Annotated in this window: 18 protein-coding genes; 7 read left to right on the forward strand and 11 right to left on the reverse strand. The window is 65.5% G+C overall.

Annotated features, from left to right (window positions below):
* Positions 1–2: 2 nt before the first annotated feature.
* From AC2YJX_RS22335 to argS, 6 genes are all read right to left on the reverse strand, one after another.
* Positions 3–1,592, reverse strand: coding sequence for an RNA polymerase factor sigma-54 (locus AC2YJX_RS22335; RefSeq protein ID WP_487257307.1), 1,590 nt, complete (start codon positions 1,590–1,592; stop codon positions 3–5).
* A complete protein-coding gene (gene lptB, locus AC2YJX_RS22340; protein WP_055402495.1) occupies positions 1,592–2,389 on the reverse strand; it encodes an LPS export ABC transporter ATP-binding protein in 798 nt (265 codons plus the stop codon). The genes AC2YJX_RS22335 and lptB overlap by 1 nt, the downstream gene beginning before the upstream one ends.
* An 11-nt stretch (positions 2,390–2,400) precedes the next feature.
* On the reverse strand, positions 2,401–3,054 hold the full coding sequence (gene lptA / locus AC2YJX_RS22345) for a lipopolysaccharide transport periplasmic protein LptA (protein ID WP_055402492.1): 654 nt from the start codon (positions 3,052–3,054) through the stop codon (positions 2,401–2,403).
* 108 nt (positions 3,055–3,162) lie between these two features.
* Positions 3,163–3,819, reverse strand: coding sequence for a thiol:disulfide interchange protein DsbA/DsbL (locus AC2YJX_RS22350; protein WP_055397989.1), 657 nt, complete (start codon positions 3,817–3,819; stop codon positions 3,163–3,165).
* Between the two features lie 80 nt (positions 3,820–3,899).
* The gene (locus tag AC2YJX_RS22355; protein ID WP_055397987.1) at positions 3,900–4,544 is read right to left on the reverse strand and encodes an SPOR domain-containing protein; all 645 of its coding nucleotides are present in this window, start codon (positions 4,542–4,544) and stop codon (positions 3,900–3,902) included.
* Between the two features lie 9 nt (positions 4,545–4,553).
* Positions 4,554–6,263: an arginine--tRNA ligase gene (gene argS, locus AC2YJX_RS22360; RefSeq protein ID WP_487257308.1), complete on the reverse strand. Its 1,710-nt coding sequence runs from the start codon at positions 6,261–6,263 to the stop codon at positions 4,554–4,556.
* A 203-nt stretch (positions 6,264–6,466) separates the two neighbouring features.
* Between argS and AC2YJX_RS22365 the strand changes: the two genes are divergently transcribed.
* Entirely contained in the window at positions 6,467–6,835 is a 369-nt protein-coding gene (locus tag AC2YJX_RS22365; protein WP_055397983.1) for a PsiF family protein, read from the forward strand.
* A gap of 78 nt (positions 6,836–6,913) precedes the next feature.
* On the opposite strand, the gene AC2YJX_RS22370 is transcribed toward AC2YJX_RS22365, so the two are convergent.
* Positions 6,914–7,360, reverse strand: a complete 447-nt coding sequence (locus AC2YJX_RS22370) for a DUF2214 family protein (protein WP_487257309.1) — start codon at positions 7,358–7,360, stop codon at positions 6,914–6,916.
* A gap of 203 nt (positions 7,361–7,563) precedes the next feature.
* Positions 7,564–8,931, reverse strand: coding sequence for a dicarboxylate/amino acid:cation symporter (locus AC2YJX_RS22375; RefSeq protein ID WP_121421454.1), 1,368 nt, complete (start codon positions 8,929–8,931; stop codon positions 7,564–7,566).
* Positions 8,932–9,161: 230 nt separating this feature from the next.
* Here AC2YJX_RS22375 and AC2YJX_RS22380 point away from each other — a divergent pair, with 230 nt between their 5' ends.
* Complete coding sequence (locus tag AC2YJX_RS22380; RefSeq protein WP_487257310.1) at positions 9,162–11,831, forward strand: hybrid sensor histidine kinase/response regulator; 2,670 nt, start codon at positions 9,162–9,164, stop codon at positions 11,829–11,831.
* Positions 11,832–11,978: 147 nt separating this feature from the next.
* Here AC2YJX_RS22380 and AC2YJX_RS22385 read toward each other — a convergent pair whose 3' ends face one another.
* From AC2YJX_RS22385 to AC2YJX_RS22395, 3 genes are all read right to left on the reverse strand, one after another.
* A complete protein-coding gene (locus tag AC2YJX_RS22385; RefSeq protein ID WP_487257311.1) occupies positions 11,979–12,626 on the reverse strand; it encodes a response regulator in 648 nt (215 codons plus the stop codon).
* 26 nt (positions 12,627–12,652) lie between these two features.
* The gene (locus AC2YJX_RS22390; protein WP_055397973.1) at positions 12,653–13,585 is read right to left on the reverse strand and encodes a LysR family transcriptional regulator; all 933 of its coding nucleotides are present in this window, start codon (positions 13,583–13,585) and stop codon (positions 12,653–12,655) included.
* Between the two features lie 143 nt (positions 13,586–13,728).
* The gene (locus AC2YJX_RS22395) at positions 13,729–15,654 is read right to left on the reverse strand and encodes an acyl CoA:acetate/3-ketoacid CoA transferase (RefSeq protein ID WP_487257312.1); all 1,926 of its coding nucleotides are present in this window, start codon (positions 15,652–15,654) and stop codon (positions 13,729–13,731) included.
* Between the two features lie 283 nt (positions 15,655–15,937).
* On the opposite strand from AC2YJX_RS22395, the gene AC2YJX_RS22400 reads away from it, so the two are divergent.
* From AC2YJX_RS22400 to AC2YJX_RS22420, 5 genes are all read left to right on the forward strand, one after another.
* Positions 15,938–18,148 (forward strand): malate synthase G, encoded by a 2,211-nt coding sequence (locus AC2YJX_RS22400; RefSeq protein WP_487257313.1) that lies wholly within the window; start codon positions 15,938–15,940, stop codon positions 18,146–18,148.
* A gap of 314 nt (positions 18,149–18,462) precedes the next feature.
* Positions 18,463–18,726, forward strand: a complete 264-nt coding sequence (locus tag AC2YJX_RS22405; protein ID WP_409860658.1) for a cysteine-rich CWC family protein — start codon at positions 18,463–18,465, stop codon at positions 18,724–18,726.
* Positions 18,727–18,796: 70 nt separating this feature from the next.
* On the forward strand, positions 18,797–18,985 hold the full coding sequence (locus AC2YJX_RS22410) for a 4-oxalocrotonate tautomerase (protein ID WP_010466444.1): 189 nt from the start codon (positions 18,797–18,799) through the stop codon (positions 18,983–18,985).
* A 57-nt stretch (positions 18,986–19,042) separates the two neighbouring features.
* Complete coding sequence (locus tag AC2YJX_RS22415) at positions 19,043–20,497, forward strand: DHA2 family efflux MFS transporter permease subunit (RefSeq protein WP_487257314.1); 1,455 nt, start codon at positions 19,043–19,045, stop codon at positions 20,495–20,497.
* Positions 20,498–20,586: 89 nt separating this feature from the next.
* Complete coding sequence (locus tag AC2YJX_RS22420; RefSeq protein WP_431151100.1) at positions 20,587–21,354, forward strand: class II glutamine amidotransferase; 768 nt, start codon at positions 20,587–20,589, stop codon at positions 21,352–21,354.
* Positions 21,355–21,483: the final 129 nt, after the last annotated feature.

Below are 21,483 nucleotides of genomic sequence, written 5' to 3' on the forward strand. Positions count from 1 at the left end.
ACCTACAGCGCCTTGCGCAGGTTGGCCGGCGCGATCTTGAGCGCTTCGCGGTACTTGGCCACGGTGCGGCGTGCGCACTCGATGCCCTGCTCCTTGAGCATCTCGGCGATCTGGCTGTCGGACAGCGGCTTGGCGGGGCTTTCTGCGGCCACAAACTGTTTGATAAGGGCGCGCACGGCGGTGCTGGATGCATTGCCACCCGTCTCGGTGCCAAGGCCGGAGCCAAAGAAGTACTTCAGCTCATACGTGCCAATTGGCGTAGCCATGTATTTGGCGGTGGTCACGCGGCTGATGGTGGATTCGTGCAGGCCCAGTTCGTCGGCGATGTCGCGCAGCACCAGCGGGCGCATGGCCAACTCGCCGTGGGTGAAGAAGCTTTTTTGCCGCTCCACGATGGCGCGCGAGACGCGCAGGATGGTGTCAAAGCGCTGCTGGATGTTCTTGATGAACCAGCGCGCCTCCTGCAGGCGCTGCTGCATGCCCTGGTGACCCTCGCCGCCCTTGTGGCCGCGCAGGGCGCCAGCATAAATGTCGTGCACGCGCAGGCGCGGCATCACATCGGGGTTGAGGCTGACGATGAAGTTGTGCTGGCCATCGCGTCCATTGGCACGCCCGGCTTTGCGCACGATGACATCGGGAATGATGATGTTGCGCTCCACGTCGGCAAAGCGACGGCCGGGGCGGGGCTCCAGGCGAGCGATCAGCGCCATGGCGGCGCGAGTGCGCTCTTCGCCGTCGCCACACAGCTGCGTCAGGCGGCGGATGTCGCGGCGGGCCAGCATCTCCAGCGGCTGCTGACAAATGCGCAGCGCGGTCTGCACCGTGTCGGGGTCAGCATCGCTGTCCTCGTCGGCAGCCAGCGCCGTGAGCTGCAGCGTCAGGCATTCGGCCAGGTTGCGCGCACCCACGCCGGTGGGCTCCAGGCTTTGCAGCAGGCGCTGGGCCACGGTGAAGCGGTGCACCAGCTCTTCGATTTGCTCCAGGTCGTCCGGCCCGGCCAGGCTGATGGCCAGCTCTTCCAGCGGCTCTTCGAGGTAGCCGTCGTCGTTGAGCGATTCAATGAGAAAACGCAGCGCGGCGCGGTCGATCTCGGACAAGCGCAGCGCCAGCGCCTGACGGTGCAAAAAGGCGGTCAGCGATTCATGCGAACGGGCCAGCTCGGTGGCGTCGGCCTCGTCGCCTTCGGAGTCGTTGCGGTTGCGGGCGGGCGCATCCCCGCCCCACTCCGCGTCGTTGGGCGCCATTTCTACCGTGCCGTCACCGCTCCAGTCAGGCTCGTCAGCGCCAGCACTCGGTGCTTCAGCATCATTTTGGCCTTCAGCGCTTGTGCTGCTTGCGCTGATAGCTCCTGAAAATATAGCATCATCGGCGCTGTACTCATCGGGCTGCGCGGGCGTGTCGGCGGCTTCCAGGCCAAACTCCTCGCGCGGAGCTTCGTCGGCATTGCGTTCGAGGAACGGGTTTTCGTCGAGCATCTGCTCGACTTCCTGCGAGAGTTCGAGCGTGGACAACTGCAGCAGCCGAATGGACTGCTGAAGCTGGGGGGTCAATGCAAGATGCTGCGAGACGCGCAGCGAGAGTCCAGGCTTCATCACATCCTGAAGTGTTCGCCAAGGTAAACACGTCGTACCTCGGCGTTGTCCACGATCTCGGACGGCGTGCCCTGCGCGAGCACGCGGCCATCGCTGATGATGAAGGCGTGGTCGCAGATGCCCAGGGTTTCGCGCACATTGTGGTCGGTGATGAGCACACCAATGCCCCGCGCCTTCAGGAAGCCGATGATGCGCTGGATCTCGATCACGGCAATGGGGTCGATGCCGGCAAAGGGCTCGTCCAGCAGGATGAAACGCGGTTGTGTAGCCAGGGCCCGGGCAATCTCGACGCGGCGGCGCTCGCCGCCGGACAGGGCCATGGCGGGCGAGGCGCGCAGGTGGTCCACGCGCAGCTCCTGCAGCAGGGCCGTCAGGCGCTCCTCGATGGCGTCGCGCGAGAGCGGCTGGCCGTCATCACCACGCTGCAGTTCCAGCACGGCGCGCACGTTCTCTTCGACCGTGAGTTTGCGAAAGATCGAGGCTTCCTGAGGCAGGTACGACAGGCCCAGGCGCGAGCGCCGGTGGATGGGCATGTGGGCCACCGATTGGCCGTCGATGCGGATGTCTCCCTCGTCGCTGCGCACCAGGCCCACGATCATGTAGAACGAGGTGGTCTTGCCCGCGCCGTTGGGGCCGAGCAGCCCCACGACCTCACCTTTTTGCACGACCAGCGAAACGTCCTTGACGACCTTGCGGCTGCCATAAGACTTCGCCAGGTGCTGCACCTCCAGGCGGCTGCCCGCCTGGGAATCAGGCCCCAGGCGGCTACCCGCCTGAGTGTCAGGACCGGTACTCACAGCGGGCCCACTCACTTGGCGCCGCCGCCAAGGCTGTTGCTGGGGCGCAGCGCCGGGGCTGAGGCCGGGGACGCCGCCTCGGGGGCCGCCGCAGCGGGCGGTGGATCTTTGGGGGCCAGCACGGCGCGCACGCGGCTGCCCGGCGCGGGGGCATCGCCCGCAGCGTTGGTGGCGGTGCGCTTTCCGTCCACGGAGAACACGTCGGTCAGGTTGTTGTAGACAATCACGGCGCCGGTGATCTCGTCGCTGAGCACAGCGCCCCGGTAGCGGCGCAACTCGGCACGGGTGATGAAGCGCACGTTGTCGGCCTTGCCGTCGTACTCGATGACTTCGCTCTCGCCTTCGATGAACTCATCGGGTGCTCCCGGCAGGGTGTCGCGCTTTTGCCGGAAGAAGGCGCGCTTGCCGGGCTCAGCCGTGACCACACCGTACTGGTAGCCATCGGCATCCTGGCGCACATCCAGCCGCGCGCCACGCAGCACGATGGAGCCCTTGGTCATGACCACGCGGCCAGAGAACACGCTGGTTTGCTTGAGCTCATCATGGCGCAAAGCGTCCGCCTCAATGTTCATGGGCTTGGCGCGGTCGGCCTTTTCGGCATGGGCCACACCGAAGGTGCAGGCCAGGGCCGCGAGCAGGAGGATCGGAAGGAGGCGATGGTTCATAGGGCACGAATCTTGCAATCATTGTAGCCACCCCGTCGCGTTCCTCCATGAAAAAAGCCCGCATGTGCGGGCTTTTGCCAATGGGAACCGGCGGCCGGGCGAAAACCGTCAGCCTTTGCGGGCCACTGTCGCCAGATGTTCCACCACCTGCAGCACGTTTTGCATGCTGCCCGCCATGGTGCCATCGGTGTAGAACTTGCCCGCCACACCCATCGAGGGCACGCCCTCCACACCGTAGGCGTCCTGCAGTTGCGAAGCACGGCGAACCTGGTTGGACACGCTGAACGAGGTGTAGATTTCCTTGAACTTGGCGGCGTCCACACCCTGTTGGGCCACCCAGGCAAAAATTTCGTCGTCCTTGGCCAGCTTCTGCTTTTCCACATGGATGGCGCGGAACACCTTGGCGTGCAGGGCTTCGAGCTTGCCCATGCCTTCCAGGGCGTAGTACAACTTTTGCTGGGGCACAAAGCTCGCGTTGAAGGCCACGGGCATACGACGGACGGAGAGGTCCTTGGGGGCGGCCTTGACCCAGGCGTCGAGCGCGGGTTCAAAGGCGTTGCAGTGGGGGCAGCTGTACCAGAAGAACTCGATCACATCGACCTTGCCCGCAGGCGCGTCGGGCGCTACCGGCTTGTCCAGCCGCCGGAAGTCCTTGCCCTCCTTGAACTGGCGGGCCTGAGCCAGCGCGGGGGTGGCCACTGGCAACGTCAGGGCGGAAGCGGCAACCGCCGAGGCGGCGGACAAAGAAAACTCACGGCGTTTCATGACAAAGACTCTCCTGTTACAGGTCTGGGGGATGTGAGCCATGCCCCCGCAAAAAGTTCAGCCTCCCGAAGCTTGGCGCATCAGCGCTGCACGCGCACCAGCGCCGACTCCAGACCGGCGCCATCGAGCTTCTCCTTGAGCTGCTCGGCGTCGTCGCGCTTGGTGAACGGCCCCACACGCACGCGGAACACCGCCCGGCCATTTTGCTCACGCTCGCTCACGCGGGCCTCCCAGCCCAGCATGGCCAGCTTGGCGCGCTGCGCATCGGCGTCCGCCTGGGTGCGGAAAGCCCCGGCCTGGACAAAGTAGTCGAACGGGTCCAGATTGCCCTTGGCAGCAGCCTTGGCCACGGCCAGATCGCCCAGCGGGTCGGCGCCGGGCTTGGTTTCAGCCTTGGCCTCGGGCTTGCTGGCAGCGGGCTTGGGTGCGGGCGCCGATGCCACAGCCCGCGCATCCGGCGCGGCTGGGGTGGGCGCCGAGGCAGCCACAGCGGGCGGGGCTGCCGGGCGAGCCGGATTCTTGCCATACAAAGGCGAATTGGGATCCCAGTTCTTGTTCTTCTGGGTCTCGGCGGCGTCCATGTCCACGCCCCGGCCATTGCCCTTGTTGAGGAAGGGCACCGGCACCTTGGTCACGTACACCGCCACAGCCAAGGCAGCGCCCAGGCCCACGATGACCCCAACGATAAAGCCGACGATGGTCCCGCCCGTCTGTTGTTTCTTCATAGTGACTGCTTACATTCTGGTTGGAGCCGACACGCCCAGCACGGCCAGGCCATTGTGCAATACCTGCGCGGTGGCGGCGACCAGCGCCAGGCGAGCCTTCTTCACGGCCTCGTCGTCCACCAGGATGCGCTCGGCGTCGTAGTAGCTGTGGTAGCTGGCGGCAAGGTCGCGCAGGTAGAAGGTCACATCGTGCGGGGCTTCGCCGTCGGCCGCAGCCGTGAGCATTTCGGGGTACTTGGCCAGCTGCAGCATCAGCGCCTGGGCCTGTGGGCCTTCGAGAGCCGACAGATCAATATCGTGCAGCGAAGCCACGTCGCCACCGCCAGCCTCTTGCCAAGCGCGCAGCACCGACTGGATGCGGGCATGCGCGTACTGCACGTAGTACACGGGGTTGTCGTTGTTCTGCGCCACGGCCAGGTCCACGTCGAAGGTGTACTCGGTATCGGGCTTGCGGGAGAGCAAGAAGAAACGCACGGCGTCCTTGCTGGTCCATTCGATCAGGTCGCGCAGCGTGACATAGCTGCCTGCGCGCTTGCTGATCTTGACCTCTTCACCACCCTTGACCACACGCACCATCGTGTGCAGCACGTAGTCAGGGTAGCCCTGCGGAATGCCCACGTCGGCCGCTTGCAGCCCGGCACGCACGCGGGCAATGGTGCCGTGGTGATCCGTGCCCTGGATGTTGACGACCTTCGTGAAGCCACGCTCCCACTTGGCGATGTGGTACGCCACATCAGGCACGAAGTAGGTGAAGGAGCCGTCCTGCTTGCGCATGACGCGGTCCTTGTCGTCGCCGTAGTCCGTGCTTTTCAGCCACAGCGCGCCATCTTGCTCGTAGGTCTTGCCATTGGCGACGAGCTTGTTCACCGTGGCCTCGACGCGGCCGCTGGTGTACAGGCTGGACTCCAGGTAGTACTCGTCAAAGTGCAGGTTGAACGCCTGCAGGTCCTTGTCCTGCTCGTTGCGCAGGTAGGCCACGGCGAACTGGCGGATGTTGTCGTAGTCCTCTACGTCGCCGTTGGCCGTGAACTCGCGGTCGTCGGCCTTCACCGTGGCCTTGGCCTTGAAGGCCTCGGCAATGTCGGCGATGTAGTCACCGTTGTAGAAGTTCTTGGCCAGCGGGTTGTCGCTGTCGGTGGGCCAGCAGTCGTCGCCGGGCTTGAAGCCCTTGGCGCGCAGCTGCGTGCTCTTGGTCAGCGTATCGATCTGCACGCCCGCGTCGTTGTAATAGAACTCGCGGTGCACCTTCCAGCCCTGGGTGCTGAACAGGTTGCAGATGGCATCGCCTAGAGCCGCTTGGCGGCCGTGGCCCACGTGCAGGGGGCCGGTGGGGTTGGCCGAGACAAACTCGACCAGCACGCGCTGGCCGTTGTCGGGTTGATAGCCGAAACGCTCGCCAGCGGCCAGCACCTCGCGCACGATTTCCTGCTTGGCGGCGGGCTTCAAGCGAATGTTCAGAAAGCCCGGTCCGGCGATTTCAATGGCATCCACCCAGCGGGTGAAGGCTGGCGTGGCCTCCAGTGCGGCCTTGAGCTGTTCACCCAAGGCGCGGGGATTGAGCTTGAGCGGCTTGGCCAGTTGCATGGCGGCGGTGCAGGCGAAGTCGCCATGGGCCGCCACCTTGGGGGATTCAAACGCCGCCTTGGCGCCAGCGCCAGGGGACAGGACTTCCAGCTCGGCTGCAAGCGCAGCGAGCAATTCATTTTTGGCTGTGAGCATCGGCGGATTTTACGGGGCCGGGCCGGGGCGCTCACCGAGCATGCCGCCAGCACCGCCAAAGCAGCCCTGCGCAGCCAGTACGCAACAGATCGTAAAGAATCATGGCCTGGCCTGCGGCGTGTCAGCCCCGTCTCCAGGGCATACGTTGTAATCGGGCAATCCGACGCAGGTTGCGTCAGATGCCACACTCTACTGGAGCCCCTATGAACAAGCTTCTCTCCCTGACAGCCCTGAGCCTGGTCCTTTCGTTCGGCGCAGCCCACGCTGCCGACGCCCCTGCCGCTGGAGCCAAGGCCGCCGCCCCGGCCACGGCAGCAACCCCCGCCACGCCGGCAGCGCCTGCGGCATCGGCCGCCGCGCCCACCAAGCAGCAGACCCGCATGGCCACCTGCAATGCGGAAGCGGCGGACAAGAAGGGCGACGAGCGCAAGGCTTTCATGAAGACCTGCCTGAGCAACAAGCCAGAAACCCAGCAAAACAAGATGAAGGCCTGCAACGCTGACGAAAAAGCCAAGACGCTCAAGGGCGACGAGCGCAAGGCCTTCATGAGCGAATGCCTGAAGAACAAATAAGCCCTGACAAAACAAAGAAAGCCGCTGCCCGTCAGGGTCAGCGGCTTTTTTCTGGGTGGAACGTCTTTCTTGCGACGCCTACCAGCCCCGCGCCCAGAACACCGCGATCACCGCCACCACGGGCAACACGTGGGACTGGATCATCACGAGGCGGCGTACCTTGGCCACCTCCTGCGCCGCTGGCAGTGCCCCCGTGCTGCGCAGGGCATGGTGCCAGCGGCGAAACACCAGCGAAGGCCAGAAGGACAGAAGAACCATCGCCAGAACGATGGTGATCTTGATGTGAAACAGCGGCTGCGAGAGATACCACGAAGCCCCCTTGATGCCCCATAGGACACGCGCCACGCCGCTGGCGATCATCAGCGCCCCCGCCACACCGTAGATCACATCCAGCCGCGCCAGGCGCTCGACCACAGCGGCGTTCATCCACTCCATGCGGCACAGCGCCGCCTGGCTCGATAAAAAGACCACAAAGGTCAGGATGGCCACCAGGTGCAGGGCGGCGAGGACGGCTTCGAGGGTCATGGGGGTTTCCTTTGCAAAACCCAGGACCTCATTGCGCGCGGCTTTTCTGGAGCCCGGGTGGCCGCCATTTTGCTTGAGGAATTTCGCTACCGCCGCGCAACGCGGCATGCCGGTATGCGTGCCACCGCATTGCGCCCCCCAAAAAAAAGCGGCGCAGACCCGAGGGCCTGCGCCGCTTTGACCGAACACCGGAGCGGACGCGATCAGGCAACCGTGCGGGCCATCGCGCCTGCGGGCACATCCGCAGGCACCACCGGGGCCATGGCAGTGGCCGGGGCGGGCAGAGGATGACCGTTCAGCGCGGCATCCAGGCGCTCATGGTCCAGCGCGTTTTCCCAACGGGATACCACCACGGTGGCCACGGCGTTGCCGATAAAGTTGGTCAGCGAGCGGCATTCGCTCATGAAGCGGTCCACGCCCAGGATCAGCGCCATGCCGGCCACCGGCACTTCAGGCACCACGGCCAGGGTGGCGGCCAGAGTGATGAAGCCTGCACCGGTCACGCCTGCTGCGCCTTTGGAGCTGAGCATCGCCACCAGCAGCAACGCCACCTGGTGACCCAGCGTCAGTTCGGTGTTCGTGGCCTGGGCGATGAACAGCGCGGCCAGCGTCATGTAGATGTTGGTGCCGTCCAGGTTGAAGGAATAGCCCGTGGGCACCACCAGACCCACCACCGACTTGCTGCAACCGGCCTTTTCCATCTTTTCCATCAGCGAGGGCAAGGCGGATTCAGACGACGAGGTGCCCAGCACCAGCATCAGCTCGGCCTTCAGGTAGCGGCACAGCTTGAACACCGAGAATCCACACAGCCGCGCCACAAAGCCCAGGATCACCACCACGAACAGCAACGAGGTGATGTAGAACGAGCCCACCAGCCAGGCCAGATTGACCAGCGAACCCAGGCCAAACTTGCCGATGGTGAACGCCATGGCACCGAACGCACCGATGGGCGCGGCCTTCATCACAATGCCCACCACCTTGAACACGGGGGTGGTCAGCGCTTCCAGAAAATGCTGCACCGGACGGCCCGCCTCACCCACCAGTGCCAGGCCCACGCCAAACAGCACGGCCACGAGCAGCACCTGCAGGATGTTGTCGCCCACGAAGGGGCTGACCAGCGTCTTGGGGATGATGTCCATCGCAAACCCGGTCAGGCTCATCTCATGCGACTTGGCCACGTAGCTCTTCACGGCCGTCTGGTCCAGATCGGCGACGTTGATGTTCATGCCCGCGCCGGGCTGCACCACGTTGGCCACCACCAGACCCACCACCAGGGCCAGCGTGGAGAAGAACAAAAAGTACGCCATGGCCTTGCCAAACACGCGGCCCACGCTGCTCAGCTGCGACATGCCCGCAATGCCGGTCACGATGGTCAGGAAGATCACCGGCGCGATGATCATCTTGACCAGCTTGATGAAGGCATCACCCAGCGGCTTGAGCGCCTCGCCATAGGCGGGTTCAAAATGCCCGAGCAAGACACCCAGGACGATGGCGAGCACCACCTGGAAATACAGCTGCCGGTAAAAAGGCAGCCGCACGGGGTGGGCTGTGGGGGCGGAAATGGCGTGCATGGAGGTCTCCTGAAATCACGAAAGACTGCACCACCGGGGTGCGTCGAGGGTGCCGTTTGTACCGCCGCACGCTGTTTGAGCCGATAACCTATTGGTATTAGTCAGGGGCACCGCCATAGGGCGCCGCTTGCCCCAATATAGGGAAAACACCTAGCACCTGGCCGGGATGCGGCACACTCGCTCCCCGCAACATCCCAGCCTACGGACCGCGCCAGGAACAAATTTTCCCCATGACGATGACGCCCCGCCTCCGAAAATTCTGGACCCTGCTGATCCTGCTTGGGGGCATGGTGGGCAGCATGTTCATCGCCGGCCAATGGGCCTGGCAGCGTTCACTGCAGGAAGAAAACCGCAGCGTGCAGGGCCAACTGGCGCTCTACGGCCAGGCCCTGGCCCAGCGCATCGACCGCTACCGCACCCTGCCCGAAGTGCTGGCGCTGGATGCACAGCTGCGCAACGCGCTGACCCACCCACTGAGTGCGGCCGATGGGGAGCAGCTCAACCGCAAGCTGGAGCAGGCCAACGGTGCCAGCCAATCCTCCACCCTTACCCTGCTCAACCGCGACGGCCTGGCCGTGGCCGCCAGCAACTGGCGCACGGCCACCAGCAATGTGGGGGTGGACTACAGCTTTCGCCCCTACGTGCAGCAGGCGCTGGCCCAGGGGCGCGGCAGCTTCTATGGCATTGGCGTGACCACGGGTGAGCCGGGCTACTTTCTGTCTCAGGCCATCCACGACGACCAGGGCCAGACGCTGGGGCTGGTGGCCATCAAGATCGCGCTGCAGGAGCTGGAACGCGAGTGGCTGCAGACCACCGACATCGTGCTGGCGTCGGACGCGCATGGCGTGGTTTTTTTGGCCAGCCAGGATGCGTGGCGCTACCGCCTGCTGGAGCCACTGGACGATGAGGAACGCCGCGAGCTGAACGCCACCCGGCAGTACGCCGACCAGCCGCTGCGCCCGCTGGAAGTCCGCGTGGTGGAAGCCCTGGACACTGGCGGTCGGCTGGTCAGCGTGCAGGCCCCTGCCCTGCCCGGCCGCGTGCTGTGGCGGACCCAGCCCCTGCCCGGCACCCCGTGGCAGCTGCACCTGCTGCACGAGACACACAGCAGCTTCGCGGACAGCCGGTGGGCCGCTGCGGCAGGCGCGGGCGGCTGGCTGGCGCTGGGCCTGCTCGTGCTGTTTGTGCGCCAGCGCCAGCGCCTGTCCAGCCTGCGCCAGCGCAGCCGCCAGGAGCTGGAGACCGTGCTGCGCCAGCACGCCCAGGAGCTTCGCACCGCGCAGGACGGCATCGTGCAGGCGGCGCAGCAGGCCGCCCAGCAGACCGACACGGGCCTCTCGCGCAGCCTGGAACATCTGCCGCAGGGCGTGGTCATCATCGACGCCGACCTGAACCTGGTGGCCTGGAACTCGCGCTATGTGCAGCTGTTTCGCTTCCCGGCAGACCTGATGCGCGTGGGCCAGCCCATTGCCGACCTGCTGCGCCACAACGCGCGCCGGGGCCTGCTGGGGCCAGGCCCGGTGGATGAGGCCATCGCACGGCGGCTGGCCCACCTGCGCAGCGGCACGCCACACCTGCACGAAAGCGCTAAGGACGACGGCACGGTGCTGGAGATCCGGGGTAATCCGCTGCCCGAAGGCGGTTTTGTGACCAGCTACGCCGACATCACCAGCTACAAGAACGCCGCACGCGAGCTGCGATCGCTGGCCGATGCGCTGGAGCAGCGCGTGGCCGACCGCACCCGCGACCTGGACGCCGCGCGGCGCGAGGCCGAGCAGGCCAACCGCTCCAAGACCCGCTTTGTGGCCGCCGCCGTGCACGACCTGCTGCAGCCCCTGAACGCCGCGCGCATGTTCACCTCGCTGCTGCGCAGCCATCTGCCAGGCGACGCCGAACGGCACGCCGTGGACAGCATCGACGGCGCCCTGGCCGCGCAGGACGCCATCCTCAACAGCCTGCTCGACATCTCGCGCATGGAATCGGGCCAGTTCGATGTGCACATCCACGACGTGGCCCTAGGGCCACTCTTGCAGGTGCTGGGCCACAACTTTGGCGTGCTGGCCGAAAGCCAAGGCCTGCAACTGCGCTGCGTGCCCACGCGCGCCGTGGTGCGCACCGACGACAACCTGCTGCGCCGCATCCTGCAGAACTTTGTCTCCAACGCCATCCGCTACAGCCGGCGGGGGCGCATCGTGGTGGGCTGCCGCAGGGTGGGCAATGACCACCTGCGCATCGAAGTGCATGACCAGGGCCCCGGCATCCCCGAGGCTCTGCAGCGTGAAATTTTCGAAGAATTCCGCCGCCTGGACGAAGGCCGCGCCGACGACCGGGGCGCAGGCCTGGGCCTCGCCATCGTCGAACGCCTGGGCCGCCTGCTGGGGCACGACATTGGCCTGCGCTCGCAACTGGGGCGCGGCAGCGTGTTCTGGGTGTGTGTGCCGCTGGGCAACCCCGCCGCCGCGCAGCAGGCTGCGCCCCCCGCCACCACGCAGCAACCCGCCGACGACGCCCCCCTGCAAGGCAGCAGTGCCTGGGTGATTGAGGACGACGGCCCTACCTGCGCCGCCACGCAGGCCCTACTGCAGCGCTGGGGGTGCACGGTGCCGCTAGCCGCTGGCGCGCCCGAGGCCCTGGCCGCAGCCCAGCCCGGCCAGGCACCGCAGCTGGTGCTGCTGGACGTGCACCTGGGCGCCGGCCTCCACGGCCCTGAAGTGTTCGCGCAGCTGTGCCAGCGCTGGGGCCAGACGCCTGCCGTGATCCTGGTCACCGCCGAGCGCGATGCCACCCTGCGCCGCCAGGCCGCCGAGCGCGGCTGGGGCTTTCTGGCCAAGCCCGTGCGCGCCCCCGCGCTGCGGGCGCTGGTGAGCCAGACGCTGCTGAGACAGGGAGCATCCCCCTGAGCCGCTGCGCGGCGGGGCGGCCCTTGCACGGCGCCTCGCGCAGGGTGCTGCGCCCGGTTGGATAGGCTGCGCTCGTCGCTACGCTTTTAGTAGCTGCCAGGGCTTTTTGAATAAGCGACAGCGGCCGTTTTGATGCAGATCTCCACCTCAGGAAGACACGCCGTCTTCCGTCTCCAGGCTTTTGACCAGCACCGCCGCCTGCGTGCGGCTGTAGCACGCGAGCTTTTTCAGGATGGCGGTGACGTGCACCTTCACCGTGTTCTCCGCCAACCCCAGCGCGGCGGCGATCTGCTTGTTGAGCAGCCCGTCGGCCAGGCACAGCAGCACGCGGAACTGCTGGGGCGTGAGCTGCGCGAGCCGCGCGGCCAACTCGGCGTCGGCCTCGGAGCGCTCGGCAGCCATGGGCGGGAACCCGCTGCCGCCGTCCAGCACGGCCTGAATGGCGTCGCCCATGGCGTCGGCAGGCGCGGACTTTGGGATGAAGCCTGCCGCGCCAAACTGCTGGGCGCGGCGGATGACGCGGGGGTGGTCGTTGGACGAAATGATGACCACGGGCAGCTCGGGGTATTCGCCGCGCACATGCAAGAGGGCCGAGAAGCCACGCGTGCCGGGCATGCTCAGGTCCAGCAGCACGAGTTCGATCTCCGGGTGCTCCTGCAACGCCTGGCCCAGCGTGGTGGCGCTGGCCGCCTCCAGCGTGCGGTACTGGGGCAGGCGCTCGCGCAGCACGTGCAGCACGGCCGCGCGGAACAGCGGGTGGTCGTCAGCGACGAGGAGCGTGGGCGCGGAGGACATGGAATGTGCAGTCTGCCAAGGGGCCATCAGCCGCCCTGGGGGCCTTTCCAGAACGCGGGCTGCGCGTACTGGTGCTTGAGGTGCTCGATCCACAGCCGCACGCGCAGAGGCAGGTGCTTGCGCTGGGGGAAGACCACGTAGATGCCATTGGGCGGGGCGGCAAAGTCCTCCAGTACCGCGACCAGTCGGCCTGCGGCGATCTCGGCCTCGACCTCCCAGGTGCTGCGCCAGGCAATGCCCCAGCCGCCCAGGCACCAGTCGTGCAGCACCTGGCCATCGGAGCAGTCGAGCGGCCCGCCGGGCTTGAGGTGCATGACCTCGGTGGAGCCATCGGCATGCGGCACCCGGAACGCCCAGCCGCGCGTCTGCGAGGCGTCGCTGGAGAGCGTGAGGCAGTCGTGCTGCACCAGCTCGGCCGGGGCGCGCGGGGTGCCGCGCCGGGCCAGGTATTCGGGTGTGGCCACGCACAGGCGGCGGTTGTCGGCAATGCGCACGCTCACCAGCGACGAATCGGGCAAATCGCCCACGCGCACAGCGCAGTCAAAGCCTTCGCCCGCCAGGTCCACCACGCGGTCACTGAGGTTGAGAGAGATGGTCACATCGGGGTGCGCCGAGCGGAAACGCGGCACCAGCGGCGCCACATGGCGGCGGCCAAAACCAGCCGGGGCGGTGATGCGCAAATGGCCCGTGGCCTTGACGCCGCCTTCGGACACGCTGGCCTCGGCATTGGCCACGTCGGACAGCAGGCGCTGGCAGTCTTCCAGGAACGCGCTGCCCTCGTGCGTGAGGCTGATGCGGCGGGTGGTGCGCACCAAGAGCTTCACGCCCAGGTGCTCTTCGAGCGCATCGAGCCGACGGCCCATGATGGCGGGCGCCACGCCCTCGGCCTTGGCGGCTGCCGTGAGGCTGCCGCGCGTGGCCACCGATACAAAGGATTCGAAGGCCTTGAGTTTGTCCATGGGCGGTGATTATGGAGACATCCACGCGGGGGCCTGCACCCGGCCGCTGCAGCGCGGCGTCGCCCAGTGACTGAAAAATCTGAAGCAAGAACAGGCCCTTGCGCGCGACCAGATTGCCTTGATAGCTATTATTAATATAGCAATCAGGTCAATCGAGACTTGAGGAACCCCACGGTGCCGTAGCGCTTGACCTCCGCATAGTGGTCGCGCGTGAGGCCTTGCACCATGGCCGCATAGGCATCCGCCAGGTCGGGCGCGATGGTGAAGTGGTCGTAGTTCACGATCACCGCCACGCGTTCGCCACGCGTGGCGAGCGGGGCCAGCAGGTGGCGCACCTCCTGCTCGATGGCGTCGATGGTGCTGGCGGTGTTGATCTGCAGGCCCGAGAAGTCGATGTGCAGCAGTTGGCGTGCGGCGTCCAGCTCAAAGCGCTGCACCAGCGGGCGGTTGAGCAGTTGCTCACGCAGGCCCAGCGGGCCGGGCTCGAACAGGCGCATATCCATGGTCTGCAAACCCGGGCTGATGCGCGGCGTGAAGGACATGTGGGCGAGCACGTCGCGGTGCAGGTCGATGCCGGGCGCCAGCTCGATCAGCTCCAGCGCGCCGCCGCCCTCCGGCTCGCCCGAGGGCACCAGGCGGAACACGCAGCGCTCCGTCACATACAGCACGCGCTGGCCGCGCCGCAGGGCTTCGGCGCCGCTGAAGGTGCGGTGCTCGACCTCGCGCACCAGCTTGCGTGCGCCCCCTTCGTGCAGGATGTGCAGGTGGCCGTCCACCGCCTCCACCTGCAGCGCGCCTGCGGTGAAGGTGCCGACAAACACCACGGTCTTGGCGTTCTGGCTGATGTTGATGAAGCCGCCCGCACCCGCCAGGCGCGGGCCAAACTTGCTCACGTTGAGGTTGCCGTGCTGGTCGGCCTGCGCCAGGCCCAGGATGGCGATGTCGAGACCACCGCCGTCGTAGAAGTCGAACTGGTTGGGTTGGTCGATGATGGCCTGCGGGTTCACGGCCGCGCCAAAGTTCAGGCCACCCGCCGGGATGCCGCCGATCACGCCGGGCTCGGCCGTGAGCGTGACGAGGTCGATGATGCGCTCCTCAGCCGCTACGTTGGCCACGCCCTCGGGCATGCCTATCCCTAAGTTCACCACCTGGTGCGGGCGCAGCTCCAGCGCCGCGCGGCGGGCGATGATCTTGCGCTCGGTCAGCGGCATCGCGTCCAGCGTGTCCATGGGCACGCGCAGCTCGCCGGCAAAGGCGGCGCTGTAGGGCTCGGCAAAGGTCTGGTGGTGGTGCGCGGGCTCGGTGGCCAGCACCACGGCGTCCACCAGCACGCCGGGCACCTTCACCTGCCGGGGGTTGAGCGACCCACGCTCGGCAATGCGCTCGACCTGCGCAATGACCACGCCGCCCGAGTTGCGTGCCGCCATGGCAATCGCCAGCGCTTCGAGCGTGAGCGCCTCGCGCTCCATGGTGAGGTTACCGTCCGCGTCGGCTGTGGTCGCGCGGATGATGCCCACGTGGATGGGGAAGGCCTTGTAGAACAGGTAGTCCTGCCCGTCGATGGGCAGCACGCGCACCAGGTCTTCGGTGGTGCGCGCGTTGAGCTTGCCGCCGCCGTGGCGCGGGTCCACAAAGGTATCGAGACCCACGCGCGTGAGCGTGCCGGGCTTGCCCGCGGCGATGTCGCGGAACAAATGTGTGATCACGCCCTGGGGCAGGTTCCAGGCCTCGATCTGGTTGTCCACCGCCAGTTTCTGAATGCGCGGCACCAGGCCCCAGTGCCCGCCGATCACGCGCTTGAGCAGCCCCGCGTGGCCCAGGTGGTTGAGGCCGCGCTGCTTGCCATCGCCCTGCCCTGCAGCGTAGACCAGCGTGAGGTCGCGCGGGGTTTGCGTGGACTCCCAGCGCTGGGCCAGTGCCACGGCGATGCTCTCGGCAAAGCCGATGCCCACAAAGCCGCCGGTGGCCACGGTGTCGCCGTCGTGGATGAGTTGCACCGCATCGGCGGCGCTGACGATCTTGTTCTTGTAGGCAGCGTTCAGCGCGCCAGCGGCCAGGGGTGCCTGCATGGATTTGTCTCCCGGTGGGGTTATTTTTATGAGCCAGATCACGGCCTCGCAATGGATTGCGGGGGCGCCCCGGCTCTTCGCACAGCGTAGTGCTTAACCGGCCGGTGCGCCATTCCGTGCAACTACGGACTGTCACCAGTTTTGCGTAAAAGTCACTGGTTTCGAGCTTTTCACCGTATTTATGTGGAGAAACATTTGCAATACAGTCTGTCCATGGCCTTCTCGCCAAGGTCCGACATTTCTTTGATCCACGTTTCAACAACTCAACTCTTTAGGCACCCTCATGACCGACCGCACCGCAATCCACGGCCTGCAAGTGGCCACCTCCCTGTACCGCTTTGTCGAAGACAAGGTGCTGCCCTGCACGGGTGTCGATGCCGCCGCCTTCTGGAAGGGCTTTGACGCCATCGTGTCGGACCTGGCCCCGCGCAACATCGCCCTGCTGGCCGAGCGCGACCGCCTGCAGACCGAGTTGGACACCTGGCACAAGGCCAACCCCGGCCCCATCAAGGACATGGTGGCCTACCGCAGCTTCCTCGAAAAGATCGGCTACCTGGTGCCCCAGCCCGCCGATGTGAAGGCGACCACCGCCAACGTGGACGACGAGCTGGCCACGCAGGCCGGCCCGCAGCTGGTGGTGCCCATCCTGAACGCACGTTATGCACTCAACGCCGCCAACGCGCGCTGGGGCAGCCTGTATGACGCGCTGTATGGCACGGACGCCATCAGCGAAGAAGGCGGCGCCGAAAAAGGCAAGGGCTACAACCCCGTGCGAGGCGCCAAGGTGATTGCCTTTGCGCGCCAGGTGCTGGACGACACGGCGCCGCTGGCTGCTGGCTCGCACAAGGATTCGACCGGCTACAAGGTGGAAGGCGGCCAGCTGGTGGTGTCATTCGCCAACGGCAGCACCACGGGCCTCAAGGACGCATCGCAGTTCAAGGGCTACCAGGGGAGCGCAGCAGCGCCTTCATCGGTGCTGCTGCAGCACAACGGCCTGCACCTGGATATCCAGATCGACCGGTCTACCCCCATCGGCCAGAGCGACGCTGCGGGCGTGAGCGACCTGGTGCTGGAAGCGGCCCTCTCCACCATCCTGGACCTGGAAGACTCCGTGGCCGCCGTGGACGCCGAAGACAAGGTGCTGGGCTACAGCAACTGGCTGGGCATCATCCAGGCCACGCTGACCGAGCAGGTCGCCAAGGGCGGCAAGACCTTCACGCGCGGACTGAACCCTGACCGTGTTTACACGGCCCCCCAAGGCGGAGAAGTGCGCCTGCATGGCCGCTCGCTCATGTTCCTGCGCAATGTGGGCCACCTGATGACCAACCCGGCCATCCTGTGGACCGACGCGCAGGGCACGCAGCGCGAGATCCCCGAAGGCATCATGGATGCAGTGGTCACAACGGCTATCGCATTGCACGACCTGCAAGGCCATGGCGCCAACGGAATCCGCAACTCCCGCAAGGGCAGCGTCTACATCGTCAAGCCCAAGATGCACGGCCCGGCCGAAGTCGGCTTTGCGGCCGAGCTGTTCGGCCGCGTCGAGAAGCTGCTGGGCCTGCCCGACAGCACCGTCAAGCTGGGCATCATGGACGAAGAGCGCCGCACGTCCGTCAACCTCAAGGCCTGCATCGCCGCCGCATCGAGCCGCGTCGCTTTCATCAACACCGGCTTCCTGGACCGCACGGGCGACGAAATGCACACCGCCATGCACGCCGGCCCCATGGTGCGCAAGGGCGACATGAAGACCAGCGCCTGGATCCAGTCGTACGAGAAGAACAACGTGCTCGTGGGCCTGAGCTGTGGCCTGCGCGGCAAGGCGCAGATCGGCAAGGGCATGTGGGCCATGCCCGACCTGATGGCCGAGATGCTCAAGCAGAAGATCGCCCACCCCAAGGCCGGTGCCAACACCGCCTGGGTGCCCAGCCCCACGGGCGCCACGCTGCACGCGCTGCACTACCACCAGGTGAAGGTGAGCGACATTCAGATCGAGCTGGAAAAGACCGACGTGAATGCCGAGCGCGACAACCTGCTGACCGGCCTGCTGACCGTGCCCGTGGCCGCCGCCCCGAGCTGGAGCGACGCCGAGAAGCAGCAGGAGCTGGACAACAACGCCCAGGGCATCCTGGGCTACGTGGTGCGCTGGGTGGACCAGGGCGTGGGCTGCTCCAAGGTGCCCGACATCCACAACGTGGGCCTGATGGAAGACCGTGCCACGCTGCGCATCAGCAGCCAGCACATGGCCAACTGGCTGCTGCACGGCGTGGTGACGCATGCCCAGGTGAAGGAGACCTTCGAGCGCATGGCCGCCGTGGTCGATGGCCAGAACGCGGGCGACCCGCTGTACCAGCCGATGGCGGGCCACTTTGACACCAGCTACGCCTACCGCGCGGCCCTTGACCTGGTGCTCAAGGGCCAGGAGCAGCCCAGCGGGTACACCGAGCCGCTGCTGCACGCCTGGCGCCTGAAGCTGAAGGCGGCGCAGGCAGCCTGAGCAGCAGGCGGTGACGCGCGCGTGGGCATCGCGCGCGCTTCAATGAGACGATTGCTCAGTTTTTTATAGCTGCTTGCGCTTGATAGTAAAGCGCTAGCAGCTATTTTTGTTTGAAGCTTTCTTTCAACCCATCCCCACCTCGCTGCGCACAACCCAAAGTTGGTTTACGAACGTGCGACAGGTCCGAGGGAATCGGCCCATGGCAGAGGGTTCAACCAGTTCCGCTCCGCAGCGGGGTATGTGCTTGCGCCGTACACTGGCCCTCGGCACGCCCGCCCCCGTGGCGGGCCACCCGTCTGCAAGCCGAATCCGCCATGACTTCCCCTTCGCCCAGCGCTAGTAGCGCTACCGATGCGCCCGCCGCATCCGTCTGCCCCCTGTGCGGGCAGCCAAACCTCTGCGCAATTGCTGCCGGACAGCCATCCGAGAGCTGCTGGTGCATGGCCCCCGGCACCGTTGCCCCCGAGGCACTGGCCGCGCTGCGGCCCGAACAGCGGGGCAAGACCTGTATCTGCCCGGCCTGCGGATCACGCGGGAGGCCGCCCTCTCCGTCGTCGTCGCCGCTTGCACCGTCGTAGCAGCCCGCGTCGATATGATTTCGCCTTTGTTTTTTGTTTGTGCAACCACCCCTACTGCAAGGAAGCTGAAATGCCCACGTACCACGTCGAAATGATGGAAGGCCGCACGGTCGAACAAAAGAAGAAGCTGGTGGAGGAAATCACCCGCGTTTCCGTTGAAATCCTGGGCGGCTCGCCCGAGTCGGTGGACATTCTCATCACCGATATCAAGCGCGAAAACTGGGCCACGGGCGGCAAGCTCTGGTCCGAGCGCACCTGAGCGGCTCTCAGTGTTTTCGCCCTCGCGCCGTTTCAGAAATTTGACGCACGCGACGCCATGACCCAGGCAGGCTCGCTGGCCGTTTTGAGAGAGCGCTACGGAGAGCGCTACCGCTGGTTGGTGCTGCTGTCGGTCATGGTGGGAACGATGGCGTCGATCATGTCGTCCACCATCGTGAACGTGGCCATCCCCGACATGAGCCACTATTTCACATTGGGCCAGGAACGCGCGCAGTGGGTCACCTCGGGCTTCATGGTGGCCACCACGGTGTCGATGCTCACCACGCCCTGGCTGCTGTCGCGCTACGGGTACCGCGCCACCTACGTGGGCGCCATGTTGCTGCTGCTGGCGGGTGGCATTGGCGGCGGACTCGCCCAGGACTTCGGCCTGGTGCTAGTCGCCCGGGTGGCGGAGGGCCTGGCGGCAGGCGTTGTTCAACCGATTCCGGCCGTCATCATTCTGTACGCCTTCAAACCCCATGAGCAGGGCCGCGCCAGCGGCATCTTCGGCATGGGCGTTGTACTGGCACCCGCCATCGGGCCTAGCATCGGCGGCTTGCTGGTGGACTGGTTTGGCTGGCGCTCGATTTTTTTCATGGTGGTGCCGCTGTGTCTGGCGTCCATCTGGTTGGCTTACAAGTTTGTGCCCGTCACCGCCCCGGGCGGGGTAGAGGCCAACCGCCAAGGTGAGGCGCTGGACTGGCGTGGGCTCCTGCTGGGCACTGTGGGTACGCTGTGCTTGCTCAATGGCCTGGTGTCGCTGCATGGCGGCTCCGTGGCCGAGGCACTCGGCCTGCTGTCGGGAGCGGTGGTGGCTGTCGCGTGTTTCATTGCCTGGCAGCGCAAGTTGCTGCGCACGGGCCGCAAGCCGCTGATGGATCTGCGCCTGTTTCAATACCGCCAGTTCGCCATGGGCAGCGTGGTGGCATTCATCTACGGTACGGCCTTGTTCGGGTCCACCTATCTGCTGCCAGTGTTCATGCAGTTGGGGCTGGACTTGTCCGCATCACATGTGGGTACGCTCATGCTGCCAGCAGGATTTGTCCTTGCCATCACCATCGCGGTGGTGGGCCGGCTTGCCGACCGCCAGCCCACCCATTTTCTGGTCAGCATCGGACTGAGCTTGCTGGCGCTTTCGTTTGGACTCATGGTGTTTGTGGGCTTAGGCTCTTCATTGTGGATGCTGGTGGCGTTTGCAATTTTGGGCCGCATTGGTCTCGGCTTCATCCTGCCCTCGTTGAACCTCGGGGCCATGCGGCCTCTGGACAAATCACTTATCTCGCAGGGCTCCAGCACCATCGGCTTCTTGCGCATGCTGGGCGGGGCAGCCGGCGTCAGCCTGTGTGGCATCGTCTTGGAGTGGCGATTGAGCGCCCATGGCGCCTCGCTGGTCGCGGGCGCCAGCGGCCCGGCCCGTATCACTGCGTTCGGCGAAACCTTTTTGATGCTGACCTTGTTGTGCCTGCTGGCCTTGGTAGCCGCCTGGCAACTGCGGGAAGCCAAGCCCAGTTGAACGGGCCACCTATCGCCATCGCCTTCGCTGGACCGCATCGGGCATGATCTGGCTGCACCGCCAAGACTTCAGAGAAACGGAATCTCCCCATGTGCCAACTGCTCGGCATGAATTGCAATGTTCCCACCGACGTGACCTTCAGCTTCACGGGATTTGCGCAACGGGGAGGAAAGACGGATCACCACAGCGATGGATGGGGCATCGCCTTTTTTGAAGACAAAGGCCTACGACATTTTGTAGATCATCAGGCAGCGGTGGAGTCGCCGGTGGCAGAGCTGATCCGCCGATACCCGATCAAAAGCAAAAACGTCATCGCCCACATCCGCAAGGCGACCCAGGGCATTGTCAGCCTTCAAAACTGCCACCCCTTCGTGCGTGAACTCTGGGGACGCTATTGGGTTTTTGCCCACAACGGCGATCTGAAGGATTTCCGCCCCCGCCTCCACTCGCATTTCCGCCCGGTGGGCGACACCGACAGCGAACATGCTTTTTGCTGGATCATGCAGGAGTTGGCAAAGTCCCATGCCAGTGTGCCGTCCGTCCCGGAACTGACTTTGACGCTGAAAGAGCTGGCCGCACGGATCAGCCCCCACGGCACCTTCAATTTCTTGCTCTCCAATGGCCAAGCACTCTGGTCCCATGCAACTACCAGCTTGTACTACTTGGAGCGCCGGTATCCGTTTGGACAGGCGCAACTGAGTGATGAAGACGTCAGCCTCGACTTTTCACGGGAAACCAATGAAAAAGACGAAGTGGCCGTGATTGTGACGAGCCCGCTGACGACCAATGAAACCTGGACAGCGTTTGGTAAAAGCGAATTGCTGGTGTTTTGCGAAGGCAGAAGACTGGACGTCTAAGCACTAGCGCTGTGCGCGCGATGCGATCAAAGGGGCTTGTCTCGGGCGGGAGCCTTTGGCCGTGTAGCTTCAGTGTCCAGAGAGTTGGCACGCAACGCTCTCGAAGCCATCCTGCACTGCATTAGCGCC

It is taken from the genome of Acidovorax sp. SRI_002 (assembly GCF_057586455.1).

What these genes read in the sequence shown, in the direction of transcription:
- AC2YJX_RS22405 (WP_409860658.1), top strand. Translation starts at nt 18,463, where the DNA reads ATGACTTCCCCTTCGCCCAGCGCTAGTAGCGCTACCGATGCGCCCGCC.
- AC2YJX_RS22390 (WP_055397973.1), bottom strand. Translation starts at nt 13,585, where the DNA reads ATGGACAAACTCAAGGCCTTCGAATCCTTTGTATCGGTGGCCACGCGC.
- AC2YJX_RS22335 (WP_487257307.1), bottom strand. Translation starts at nt 1,592, where the DNA reads ATGAAGCCTGGACTCTCGCTGCGCGTCTCGCAGCATCTTGCATTGACC.
- AC2YJX_RS22370 (WP_487257309.1), bottom strand. Translation starts at nt 7,360, where the DNA reads ATGACCCTCGAAGCCGTCCTCGCCGCCCTGCACCTGGTGGCCATCCTG.
- AC2YJX_RS22415 (WP_487257314.1), top strand. Translation starts at nt 19,043, where the DNA reads ATGACCCAGGCAGGCTCGCTGGCCGTTTTGAGAGAGCGCTACGGAGAG.
- AC2YJX_RS22380 (WP_487257310.1), top strand. Translation starts at nt 9,162, where the DNA reads ATGACGATGACGCCCCGCCTCCGAAAATTCTGGACCCTGCTGATCCTG.
- AC2YJX_RS22365 (WP_055397983.1), top strand. Translation starts at nt 6,467, where the DNA reads ATGAACAAGCTTCTCTCCCTGACAGCCCTGAGCCTGGTCCTTTCGTTC.
- argS (WP_487257308.1), bottom strand. Translation starts at nt 6,263, where the DNA reads ATGCTCACAGCCAAAAATGAATTGCTCGCTGCGCTTGCAGCCGAGCTG.
- AC2YJX_RS22400 (WP_487257313.1), top strand. Translation starts at nt 15,938, where the DNA reads ATGACCGACCGCACCGCAATCCACGGCCTGCAAGTGGCCACCTCCCTG.
- AC2YJX_RS22395 (WP_487257312.1), bottom strand. Translation starts at nt 15,654, where the DNA reads ATGCAGGCACCCCTGGCCGCTGGCGCGCTGAACGCTGCCTACAAGAAC.
- AC2YJX_RS22375 (WP_121421454.1), bottom strand. Translation starts at nt 8,931, where the DNA reads ATGCACGCCATTTCCGCCCCCACAGCCCACCCCGTGCGGCTGCCTTTT.
- AC2YJX_RS22410 (WP_010466444.1), top strand. Translation starts at nt 18,797, where the DNA reads ATGCCCACGTACCACGTCGAAATGATGGAAGGCCGCACGGTCGAACAA.
- lptA (WP_055402492.1), bottom strand. Translation starts at nt 3,054, where the DNA reads ATGAACCATCGCCTCCTTCCGATCCTCCTGCTCGCGGCCCTGGCCTGC.
- AC2YJX_RS22355 (WP_055397987.1), bottom strand. Translation starts at nt 4,544, where the DNA reads ATGAAGAAACAACAGACGGGCGGGACCATCGTCGGCTTTATCGTTGGG.
- AC2YJX_RS22350 (WP_055397989.1), bottom strand. Translation starts at nt 3,819, where the DNA reads ATGAAACGCCGTGAGTTTTCTTTGTCCGCCGCCTCGGCGGTTGCCGCT.
- AC2YJX_RS22420 (WP_431151100.1), top strand. Translation starts at nt 20,587, where the DNA reads ATGTGCCAACTGCTCGGCATGAATTGCAATGTTCCCACCGACGTGACC.
- AC2YJX_RS22385 (WP_487257311.1), bottom strand. Translation starts at nt 12,626, where the DNA reads ATGTCCTCCGCGCCCACGCTCCTCGTCGCTGACGACCACCCGCTGTTC.